Annotated in this window: 7 protein-coding genes; 4 read left to right on the top strand and 3 right to left on the bottom strand. The window is 70.2% G+C overall.

Translation table 11 applies throughout. The features are described from left to right. Positions 1-71: 71 nt before the first annotated feature. Positions 72-983 (bottom strand): universal stress protein, encoded by a 912-nt coding sequence (locus Pme01_RS22010; RefSeq protein ID WP_168117159.1) that lies wholly within the window; start codon positions 981-983, stop codon positions 72-74. A gap of 274 nt (positions 984-1,257) precedes the next feature. Between Pme01_RS22010 and Pme01_RS22015 the strand changes: the two genes are divergently transcribed. Both Pme01_RS22015 and Pme01_RS22020 read left to right on the top strand, forming a co-directional pair. Next, a complete protein-coding gene (locus Pme01_RS22015) occupies positions 1,258-2,292 on the top strand; it encodes an Acg family FMN-binding oxidoreductase (RefSeq protein WP_205864338.1) in 1,035 nt (344 codons plus the stop codon). Positions 2,293-2,362: 70 nt separating this feature from the next. Beyond that, entirely contained in the window at positions 2,363-3,343 is a 981-nt protein-coding gene (locus Pme01_RS22020; RefSeq protein ID WP_168117158.1) for an Acg family FMN-binding oxidoreductase, read from the top strand. Here Pme01_RS22020 and Pme01_RS22025 read toward each other — a convergent pair. Beyond that, positions 3,330-3,998 (bottom strand): CoA-binding protein, encoded by a 669-nt coding sequence (locus Pme01_RS22025; protein ID WP_239088387.1) that lies wholly within the window; start codon positions 3,996-3,998, stop codon positions 3,330-3,332. The two genes, Pme01_RS22020 and Pme01_RS22025, sit on opposite strands and share 14 nt — an antisense overlap. Positions 3,999-4,624: 626 nt before the next feature. Between Pme01_RS22025 and Pme01_RS22035 the strand changes: the two genes are divergently transcribed. Further along, positions 4,625-6,499 carry an N-acetylmuramoyl-L-alanine amidase gene (locus Pme01_RS22035; protein ID WP_168117157.1) on the top strand — a complete coding sequence of 625 codons (1,875 nt, stop codon included), beginning with the start codon at positions 4,625-4,627 and terminating at the stop codon, positions 6,497-6,499. Positions 6,500-7,275: 776 nt separating this feature from the next. On the opposite strand, the gene Pme01_RS22040 is transcribed toward Pme01_RS22035, so the two are convergent. Continuing rightward, positions 7,276-8,193, bottom strand: coding sequence for a lipase family protein (locus Pme01_RS22040; RefSeq protein WP_168117156.1), 918 nt, complete (start codon positions 8,191-8,193; stop codon positions 7,276-7,278). Positions 8,194-8,265: 72 nt separating this feature from the next. Between Pme01_RS22040 and Pme01_RS22045 the strand changes: the two genes are divergently transcribed. Next, on the top strand, positions 8,266-10,943 hold a 2,678-nt coding region (locus tag Pme01_RS22045), incomplete at its 3' end, for a tetratricopeptide repeat protein (RefSeq protein WP_203935796.1).

The following is a 10,943-nucleotide window of genomic DNA, read 5'->3' on the forward strand; positions in this document are numbered from 1 at the left end:
CGGTGCCGGTACAGGGCCGGATGTCCCGGCCGTGGACTGCCTACGTCCCCGCTTGCGCGCGGCGACTCGCGTCAGGTTCGCGTACGGGTGATCAGTACCGGGCAGTCGGCGTGGTGGAGCAGTTGCAGGCCGACCGAGCCGAACAGTGTGCCTCTGGCCGCGCCGTGGCCGCGGTTGCCGACGACCACCAGTGACGCCCGCCGGGACTGGTCCACCAGCGCGGCGGCGGCGCTGCCCTGGCTGACGGCGTACTCCACGGGCACGTCGGAGTACTTGTCGCGCCATTTCGCGAGCTGGCCGACCAGTTCGGAGCGAAGACCCGCCCCGATCTCGGCCGGGTCGGGCAGGAGCGGGGGCGGGCCCATGGTGTACGGCGGCAGCGGTACGTGGAACGCCCGTACCGCGACCAGCGCGCAGCCGCGGCGTGAGGCCTCCTCGAACGCGAGCCCCGCGGCAGCGTCGGCCGGAGCCGACCCGTCGACACCGACGACCACCGGGCCGATGTCGTCGTCGGCGCGACCCCGGACGATCACCACCGGGCAGGGCGCCTGGGTGGCCACCCGGACGCTGACCGATCCGGTGAGCAGGCTGGCGAAGCCACCGGCGCCCCGGCTGCCGACGACCACCAGGCCGGCGCCGTCCACCGCTTCCAGCAGTACCGGTGCCGGCTCGCCCTCCACCGCTCGGCCGTGAACGCGGGCGTGCGGTGCGGTGGTACGCGCCTCCGCGACCGCCGCGTCGACGACCGCGGTGGCGAAGTCGGTGACCTGCTCTGCGAGTTCGGGGCTGACCGCCAGGGCGGCTCCCGGAATCCGCCAGTGGTAGGCCAGGACCACCTCGAGTTCGACGTGGCGGCGCTGCGCCTCCAGGGCCGCCCACCGGAGCGCTTCCAGGCTGGGGGCGGAGCCGTCCACGCCGGCGACGACGGGCAGGACCTGTGCCGAGGATGTGTCGCCTCCCGAGGGGTGGCCTTGCGTGGTCATCGTGAGGCTCCTTCACATCGACGATCCAGGCACCCTCAGCGTCCGCGCGCCACTGAGCCGCCGCTGCTGCCGTTCGACCCGTACGAACCGGCCTTTGGTCCCGGCCGATGCGTGCGCTGGGCGAACCCGCCCGTACCCCCGGACGAAGGTCCGGCCGAGTCGGGCGGCGCGGCCCGGTACCACCCGTTCGGAGTGGGCAGAGGATCTGGTGTGCCGTTGCCGCGTCGACCAGGGTGCCGTTGACAGGGGCGACGGCAGGAGGGTGCACAAGGTCATGACCGAGTTCATCGAGCCGCGAGCTGCCAGGCAGGCGCAGCCGGCGACCCGGGCCCTCACGCAGGCCGCCGTTGTCGCCGGCCGGGCGCCGTCGATATTCAACAGCCAGCCGTGGCGCTGGCGGATCGCCGACGACGTCGCCGAGCTGCGCGCGGACCGGCAACGCCAGCTCCCCACGGTCGACCCCGACGGCCGGCTGTTGACCGTGAGCTGCGGCGCGGCGCTGCATCACGCGTGTGTCGCGCTGGCCACCGTCGGATTTGCCGCCGAGGTGGCCCGCCTACCCGACGAGGGTGACCCGGACCTGTTGGCCCGCATGCAGGTGGTGGGCGTCCGGGAGCCGGAACGGGCGATGCTGCGTCTGCGGTGGGCGATGGCCCGGCGCCACACCGACCGCCGGCCGTTCGCCGAGGTGGACGTGCCGCCGCCAGCCCTGCACCAGCTGTGCGAGGCGGCCGAGACGCAGGGTGCCCACCTGCGGCCGCTGGGCCCGGACGAGGTGGAACGGCTGGCGGTCGCCACGGCCCGGGCGGGCCGGACCGAGTTCGCCGACCCGCGGTACCGGGCGGAGCTGTCGGCCTGGACCGGCCGGCCACACGGCACCCGCAACGGGATCGAGCCGGCCACGGCGGCCCACCACGAGCCGCGACCGGTGCCGATGCGGAACCTCGACCCCGGTGGAGTGCCGGACACCACGACGCACGACCTCGTCGACCGGCACACGTGCTACGCCATCCTGTCCACCGACACGGACACCCCCGCGGACTGGCTGGCCGCGGGCGAGGCGTTGTCGGCGGTACTGCTGACCGCCACCGCGGAGGGGGCTGCGGCGTCGCCTATCAGCGACGTCATCGAGGTACCCGCCACCCGACAGACGCTGCGCGACCTGCTCAGCGGCGCCGGTTACCCGATGGTCGCGCTCCGGCTCGGTGTGCCCGGCGACAGCCCGCTCGCCGCCGCCGCCCGCCGCGCACCCGCCGACGTGATCGACATCGCCGACGCGCAGGGTCGGCCGCGAGCCGGGCCCGGTTGACCCCAGCCGCGCCGGGTAGGTGTTCGTCGGACGCAGCGGTAGTGCAACGCCGTCGGGCGAGGGAAGGGCGATGACACAGACGCAGGACAGCGAGGTGACGGCGCTACGCGCCGCGGTCGAGGCCGCACGCGCCGCCCCGTCGATCCACAACACCCAGCCGTGGCGATGGCGGATCAGCGACGGCCGGACCCTTGACCTGTACGCCGACCGCAGCCGCCAACTCGAGGTCGAAGACCCGGACGGTCGGCTGCTCACCGAGAGTTGCGGCGCCGCGCTGCACCATGCCCGGCTGGCGTTGACCGCGGCCGGCTGGCGCATCGACGTACGGCGTCTACCCGACCAGAATCAGCCGGACCTGCTCGCGACCATCACCGTCACCGGGCGCGGAGAGTCGGACGAACACGCGCGCGTGCTGCTGGACGCGGCATCGCGGCGCCGTACCGACCGCCGGCCGATCACCGACCGGCCGGTGGACCAGGCGGCACTGGACGCGATCGTCGCCGCGGTTACCGCCGAAGACACCCGGCTGTACCTGCTCCGCCGTGACCAGGTGGTGGAGTTGGCGGCCGCGATGGCCGCCGCCGAACGTACCGAGGTCACCGAGGAGGCGCACCGGGACGAGATCGCACGCTGGGTCGGCGGTGAACGCCGCGACGCGACCGGCATACCCGCAGGCGCCGTACCCCGGCACGCGCCCCAGACGCAGGTGCCGGGTCGCTACTTCGGTCCTCCCGGCACGCTGCCGGTCGACGAGGGCCACGACCTCGCCGCCGTGTACGGGATCCTGCACGGCGACAGTGACACCCCGCTGGCCTGGGTGCGCGCCGGCGAGGCCCTCAGCGCCGGCTGGCTCACCGCCACCGCGAGGGACCTGTCCCTGCTGCCGATCAGCGCGGTCGTGGAGGTCGTCGCGGCGCGGATGGCGCTGCGCCGCCTGCTGTCCGGCCTCGGGTACCCGTACCTCGCCGTCCGGATCGGCTACCCCGACCCGGACGCGCCCGCGCCGCCCGCGACGCCACGGCTCACCGCCGACCAGATCATCGAGAGCTGACCGGCGAGCCGGTCCGCACCAGGGTGGCCTGCGCAGCCCGCCCGTCGGGACCGGTCTCGGCGAAGCCCGAGCTCACCACGACCGCCGCGCCCACCCGCGCCTGGCCAGCCTCGGCGAGGACCGCCTCCACGGCGGCCGCTGGCACAGCGATGATCGCTAGGTCAACCGGCTGGGGGATGGCGGCGAGGCTCGGGTACGCCGGTACGCCGGCGATCTCGGTCGCCCGAGGGTTGACCGGGTAGGTCGGGCCGGTGAAGCCGTGTTCGAGAAGGTTGCACAACACCTCGTGGCCGACGCCGCCGGGCTTGCGGCCGGCGCCGACGACGGCGATCGACGCGGGGGCGAGCAGCGGGTGCAGGGCCTTGCGCTCGGCGCTGCGTTCGCGCAGGTCGACGAGCGCCTGTATCGCAACGCTGACGTCCAGCTCGCCGGGTGCGCCGCGAACGTACGCTTCCACCTTGGCGGTTGTTTCGTCCGCCGCCGTCTGCCGCTCCTTGATGCCAGGACCGGTGTAGTCGAACGGGTGAAAGGCGTGCACGACACGAAGGGGTACCTCGCGCCGCCGCGCCTCGGCGATCGCCCAGTCGACGGCGGTGTACGAGGGCGATGAGCCGTCGACACAGACGACGACCGGTCCGTTGAATCTGGTTGTCATGTCCTCGCCCCTCCTCGGGTGATGCCGGCTCCAGCCTGGCGAGCGGTGGTAGGCCTCGGCAGTAGCGAAAGGCCCGTAACGGCTGGGACATTCGGCCCGCGACGGCGCCGCGTTTGACCGCGACGGCATCCGGTCGCGCCCGTCTTTCACCGTCAACTTTGGACAGTTACGTCCGTATCGAGATGCTGCCGCCGCGACGGTGGTGTGGGTCGCCGCGACCCTGCTCGGGTTGGTGTACTCCACGGCGTCCCTGGTGGAGGCGCTCCGTTGACGCCGGCCGAGCGTCGACGTGATCACCTGGTTGGCGCTGTCGGGGACACTGGCGGTAGGCGAGGCGCTCCCTCGGCGCCAGGTGAGGTGGTTCACGCCCGCGCGACGTTGACCCCGCCTATCACGGCAGGCCTGCTGCCCACATCGGAAAACGACAATGCCCGAATCATGACGACCCGAGCGGCCTGGCCCTGACCGCGACGAGCACGGCGGCGGTCGCCACGACTGCACGCCGGCAATCGCCATGACTGCTCGGCGGCCGCCACGACAGCACAGTGACACGCGTCACGCCCCCCGGGACGGCGCCGCGAACGGAGATGTCGTATCAATGAGGTTCGATTAGACCTGGAGGTTGCATGACCGCCTACCGGTACCTTGCGGGCGCGGCCGCGCTCGCCGGCCTCGTGGCGGCCGGCGCGATCGTGGCCACCACAGCATCGGCGCAGACCGAGCCCGCGCCACCGGCCGGTGCGGTCACGCGGCTCGCCCACGAACCGACCGCCGCGGACTTCACCGCCGCAGCCCGCGAGTTCGCCGTCCCCGAGCCGCTGCTGCTGGCCTACTCGTACGCGTTGACCCGCTGGCAGGACCACGCCGGACTGCCCAGCGCCCAGGGCGGGTACGGGCCGATGCATCTGACGTCACCCGACGCGGTGGCACCGAGTGGTCGCGGTGGCGGCCGGCCGGACACGGTGACCACGCGGTTGCGCTCCGACCCTGCGCGCAACACGCTGGCCCGGGCCGCGGGCCTCGTCGGCCAGCCGGCGTCCCGGCTGCGCACCGACCTGACCCAGAACGTGCGAGGCGGGGCCGCCCTGCTGGCCGACGAGGCCCGCCGGGCCGGCATCCGGCCGGGCACACTCGCCGACTGGTACCCGGTGGTCGCGCGCCTATCCGGGGCCTCCGGCACCACGACGCTCGCCGATGACATCTTCGACACGCTGCGCGCCGGCGCCACTGACGCGCGGCTGCGACTGGCCGCCCAGCCAGGGACGGCCGCGCCCCGGCGCCTGGCGGTGGCCGGTGCCGGCCAGGCGGAGTGCCCTACCGACCTGACGTGCACGTTCGTACCGGCGGCGTACGCGTGGAACAACACCGCCGACGCCAACGACTACGGCAACTACGACCCGGCGAACCGCCCGGCCGACGGCAACAAGATTCGCTACATCGTCATCCACGACACCGAGGGCAGCTTCGACGGCACGGTTCAGTGGTTCCAGAATCCGGCCGCGTACACCTCGGCGCACTACGTGATCCGCTCAAGTGACGGCGCCGTGACCCAGATGGTGCGCACCAAGGACGTCGCCTGGCACGCCGGCAACTGGAACATCAACGCGGAGTCGATCGGAATCGAGCACGAGGGCGTCGCCGTCGACGGCGCCACCTGGTACACCGACGCGATGTACCGGTCGTCGGCCAAACTCGTGCGTTACCTGTCGGCCCGTTACCGGATCCCGCTGGACCGCCAGCACATTCTCGGCCACGACGACGTCGCCAACGACGGCAACTACACCACCTCACACTGGGACCCGGGCCCGTTCTGGGACTGGGACCGCTACTTCAGTCTGCTGCGCGGCGGCGTCGAGGCCCAGACCGCGGGCAAGCTGGTCACGATCAGGCCGAAGTTCGCGACCAACCGGCCGCCGCTGCGCTACTGCGACAGTTCGGGCTGCCGGGATCTGCCGGCCCAGCCCACCAACGCGGTGCTGCTGCGCACCGAGCCGCGCGATGACGCGCCCCTGCTGCCCGATGCCCAGCTCGGTGGCGGCGCCACCAATGACATCGCGGACTGGTCGGACAAGGCGGTCGCCGGCCGCGGGTACGCGGTCGCCGGGCGCACCGGTGACTGGACGGCGATCTGGTACGGCGGACAGAAGGCCTGGCTGCACACGGCCGACGTTCGCCCGGCCGCGGGAACCACGGTGAGGCCCAAGCCGGGCGCGCAGGTACCGGTGTTCGCCGCCGCGCTGCCGGAGCCGTCGGAGTGGCCGGCCGGCACCCCTGCCGGACAGCCGTCGACGCCGCCGACCATGAAGGCGGTCTACACCATCTCGGGCGACCAGCGCTACCAGCTCGCCGACCTCCAGCGGGCCGAGTACTACTACGCCCGCTTCGACGACGCGAACGTGCCGCTCAATCACACGATGGTGGTGGGCGCGGCGTCGTACTACCGCATCTCGTTTAACCACCGGTACATGTACGTGCGGAGCAGCGACGTGACGGTGGACTGACCCCGTACACGGTGCCACCGCCGGCGCCGTTGCGTCGTGGAACCGGCAGACGTGTTGAACCCTGCCCTTGCCGAAACACTCGTCCGCGCAGTCACGCAGCATGCTCGTACTCGTGAAGGATGCCGCCGAGGCGATCGCGTCTTCGTATGTCGAGGCGTCGTCAAGCAGGAGCCGCCGGCTAGCCCTGACTCATGAGCGACTCATGATGTTCAACTGAAGATCGAAAAAGGCCCCGATCGGAGATCCGATCGGGGCCTTTAGCTGCTGCTATGTCCGGTGGGCGATACTGGGATCGAACCAGTGACCTCTTCGGTGTGAACGTGGACGCTGCGACGCTGTGACCAGCGTAAACGCGAGGCAGTGCAGGTCGACGGCGTCCGTTCGCTGCAGGTCGGCACGGTTCAGCGCAGTTCGATGCGGTTCGGAGCGGCCGCGTGCTCCCCGTCTGCTCCCCACGTACTGTGTCAGGCCTGATCGGCGAATACTCGCAGGCCGCGTGAGGTGACCGACTTTCTGGCACCCACAGGTCAATGTGGCGGTGTATGTGACACTCATGGCGACGCAGGACTCCTATGGAGTTGATTTGTGAGAGGACCACCTTCATACCGGGGTTCTGCGCCTTTGCGTTGCGCCACAACGAGCTCGGCGCGTCTCAACCGCCCGGGCAGGAAACTACCCACCGTCCACGCGCCGTTACGCGAAAGCCGACTGGGCCCGTGACGTTGCCGTGGCGCCAACCCGCGAGCGGCCGGTAGCCTCAGGGCCCTCCACGGGCATCACATCGCCTCGGCGATGGCCGCGCCGGTTGCGGTCTTGGTGAGGTAGAAGTTGGCGCGGTGGGGTTGAGCGCCGTTGTCCACGGTGTAGGTGCTCTCGAATCGGGCGCCCGCCGGGCGGTCGACATCAAAGACAACGGCGAGGTCGGGACGGGCAGCAACGATGTCGTCGCGGGCGACCAGGTTGACCCAACGGGCTAGGCCGGCCGGAAACTTGGGTCGGTCTTGTAGCCGCCGGACTATGGCGTTCAGGCCGAGGGGACTGCCGAGAGTAATGAGCACGGGCAGCGGCCCTTGGTCGTCACGAATGGCTTCGTAGGCCACTACAGAGCCGAGACTGTGGCCGATGACCACCCGCGTGTCGGCGTCGAGGTGCTTGCGTACTTTCTTGATGGCCTTGGCGCGGATGTCAGGTTCAGTCAGGTACCGCACCACCTGGGCGAGTGGTTTGTTGATTCGGGCGGCGGCGCGGAGGCCCACCTGGCTGAACCATGGGACCTGATCAAGCGCAGCGATGATTCGGCTGACTGCGGCGGAGAGGCGACCCTGGACCCCGGCCGGATCCTCCTGCAGAGCCTGGAGTTCGAGTCGGGCGGTGCCGGCGTCTCTCGGTCGAGGGGATTCCTTTGCGTTGTTAAGCCATGCCAACGCGATCTCGACAGCGGTGTTAAGTTGGTCAGGAGTGAAATCGGCGCTGGCTCCGTCGCCCTGCAGGCCTGGGGTAAGGAAAAGGTCCCCGTAGAACGCCATGCGTGCAGGTCGCCCGGCGTCCTGACGGTCGGGCCACAACTGGTCGGCCAGCGCATCATATCCGGCGCGGCGAACGCCGCCAGCCAGCGAAGGCGACCACGCGCTTTCCAGATCGTCAGCAGAGTACTGCTCCTGGGCGATGCCGTGGACCAAAACGATTTGCGCCACCATGCCCTCCTTTGTGAAATACCTCCCTCTCTTTTATTAGACTACGCAGTCCGGCGGAGGCACTGTTGAAGGGTGAGCAATCGGCTGGCTCTGGTGGTCGCCTCACAGTGGGGGGCCGGCCCAAACAGGCTCGATTTCTTGCCCGAGCTGGCCGGTGAGCTGGCGAAGGTTCTTACCGACCCGCGGTTGGGCGACTGCGACAGCGCACTGGCATCCGGTGCCCTGCTGATCGACTTGACGCGTCCCGAAACCGTCGCCGCGGTCAAAGAGGCCTTCAAAAAGGCCAACGACGCCGGCGCCACCTTGGTACTGGCCCTACTCGGCCACGGCATCGCCTTCGACGAAGACTTCTACTTCCTCCCATACGACGGTACGGCCCAGGGCGACTCGGACGAGGATGTGCACCTGCCGCAGCTCCTCAAGGAGCAGTTACGAGCGGCGGCGAATCTAGACGGGCTGTTGGTGCTGTTGGACACCTGCTACGCGGGCATCGGCGCCGAGGGAGCCGCCGCGTGGCGGGAGGTGGGCCTAGGCGAGTGCCGACGCCGATACGAGATGTTGACGGCCAGCGGCGACCAACCCGCTTTCGGCGGCAAATTCTCCCGTGCGTTGATTGAGGTGCTGCGTTCCGGTGTTCCTGCTGCCGGCAGCACGGTTGACTCTCGCTACGCGAGAGCGAAACTTCAGCAACGTCTCGGGTCTCAGCACCCGAAGCGCGTCACCCACGACGGCGGCGGCTATGAGGTGCCTGGCGACGAAGGGCTGTGGTTGGCGCACAACGCCGCTCACGATGTGACGATGGGTGGGGCGGACGCCCGTGGGGTGGTCCGGGACCGCGTTGCGGAACTGACCGCCCACCTGCAGCCTTTGGGTGTCCTCGACAAGCTGGTTGCCGCCGCCACCACCACGACGTGGGTGGCCCTCGTCGGCCCGCGGGGCAGTGGCAAGTCGACCCTCGCCGCAGCCCTGGCCCGCCCCACATCCACCCGCGGGAAAGTCCCCGATAGATTCGTCCAGGCGATCGCGTTCGCTACCCGCACCAGCACCATGGCTGACTTGGCCGGCACCCTCGCCGCCCAGATGGCCGTGACGGTAACCGGCTTCGGCGGCGCCAGCAATCGCTACCTGCACCGGTTGACCTCAGAGGAGCAGCAGGGCCTCGACGCTATGCAACGGCACGTCATCGGCCCCTTGACGCTACTCGACCCGGTCCCCGTGACGCGGCTGGTCGTCGACGCAGTCGACGACCTCCCCCAGACCACCCACCACACACTGTTGAATACGCTGGACGCGTTGGGCGGCAGGCTGCACGTGGTGGTCACTGCCCGCCCCGACTCACTCCTCCCAGGGGGCAGCCGGCTCATCCCCACCGGGCGAGCCAGCGACGACATCATCACCGAGTACCTGCGCAGCCGCGGCGTCGCCGAGGAGTACCGCGCCGCCCTGTTGCGCCAGGCCAGAGGCAGTTGGCTGCATGCACAGCTGCTGGCTGACCGCGCCGTGCGGCGCGGCTTCGACCCGGCCACGCTGGCCGACGACGTACGACCGAGCCTCACCAAGCTCTACGACGACGAACTCTTGGCCGCCAGCCGGTATGACACCGCCGTCTGGCAGTCCAGCCTACGACCGGTCCTCGGCCTGCTCGCCGTGGCCGGCGTCGGTCCGGTTCTGCCCCTATCACTGCTCGTGGCCGCCAGCGGCCACCTGCACGGTCCCGCCACAACCACCCAGGTCCGTGACGTGCTGGTAGCCGTCTCCGGTCTCGTCGTGCGGGCACAGCCCGGGCAGCCGACCGAACACGTCGGCCTGTTCCACGACAGCCTCGCCGAAGACTACCTGTTGCGCTCCAACGGTGGCCAATTCCTGATCGAGCCGGCCGACTATCACGCCGCACTTGCAACAGCCATCAACGACCTCGCCCCGCTGCAGGAACACGACCTCAGCGATCCACTGCACCGGTACGCCCTGCACGCCGAAGCCCGTCACCGCTGGTATGCATGTCACGACAGCGGCGCAGTGATCGAAAGCCTCGCTCAACGGTCCGCCGGGTCCGCCACGGATGAGCAGGAAAAGTGGCAACCTTGGCCGGACATTCTCGCCACGCTTGGAAACGAGCATCCAGACGCCCTCGAAGCCAGGGCACACGTTGCTGAGTGGACCGGGCGAGCCGGAAACCCGGCAGCCGCTCGCGATCAGTACGCGGCACTAGTGTCCGCACTAGAGCGACTTCCCAAGTCACGAGACCCCGACATCCTCATAGAGGCTCGTGCCAGCCTCGCCGCGTGGACCGGACGGGCCGGGAATGCAGCCGCCGCCCGTGATCAGTACACCGATCTGCTGCCGATCCGCACGAAGGTGTCTGGGGCAGATAACCCCCGCACCCTCACCGTCCGGCACAACATCGCCCACTGGACCGGAGTGGCCGGCAGCCCGACCGCCGCCCGCGATCAGTACACCGATCTGCTGCCGATCCGCACGAAGGTGTCAGGGGCAGAGAATGCCGACACCCTGGCCGTGCGGCACAACCTCGCCCATTGGACCGGGGAGGCCGGCGACCCGACCGCCGCCCGTGACCAGTTCGTCGAGCTGCTAGACCTGCAGAGAGAGGCCATGGGATGGGAAAATCCGCAGACCCTCCTCACTCGCGCCAAGCTCGCCGGCTGGACCGGAAAGGCTGGAGATGCCGCCGCCGCCCGCGGCCAGTACAAGGCGCTGCTTCCACTGACGGAGCGGAAATTCGGCCCGGAGCA

Source organism: Planosporangium mesophilum (assembly GCF_016863255.1).
GTDB lineage: Bacteria > Actinomycetota > Actinomycetes > Mycobacteriales > Micromonosporaceae > Planosporangium > Planosporangium mesophilum.

Coding starts and splice junctions, on each gene's coding strand:
- Pme01_RS22020 (WP_168117158.1), top strand. CDS start 2,363: ATGACACAGACGCAGGACAGCGAGGTGACGGCGCTACGCGCCGCGGTC.
- Pme01_RS22015 (WP_205864338.1), top strand. CDS start 1,258: ATGACCGAGTTCATCGAGCCGCGAGCTGCCAGGCAGGCGCAGCCGGCG.
- Pme01_RS22010 (WP_168117159.1), bottom strand. CDS start 983: ATGACCACGCAAGGCCACCCCTCGGGAGGCGACACATCCTCGGCACAG.
- Pme01_RS22035 (WP_168117157.1), top strand. CDS start 4,625: ATGACCGCCTACCGGTACCTTGCGGGCGCGGCCGCGCTCGCCGGCCTC.
- Pme01_RS22025 (WP_239088387.1), bottom strand. CDS start 3,998: ATGACAACCAGATTCAACGGACCGGTCGTCGTCTGTGTCGACGGCTCA.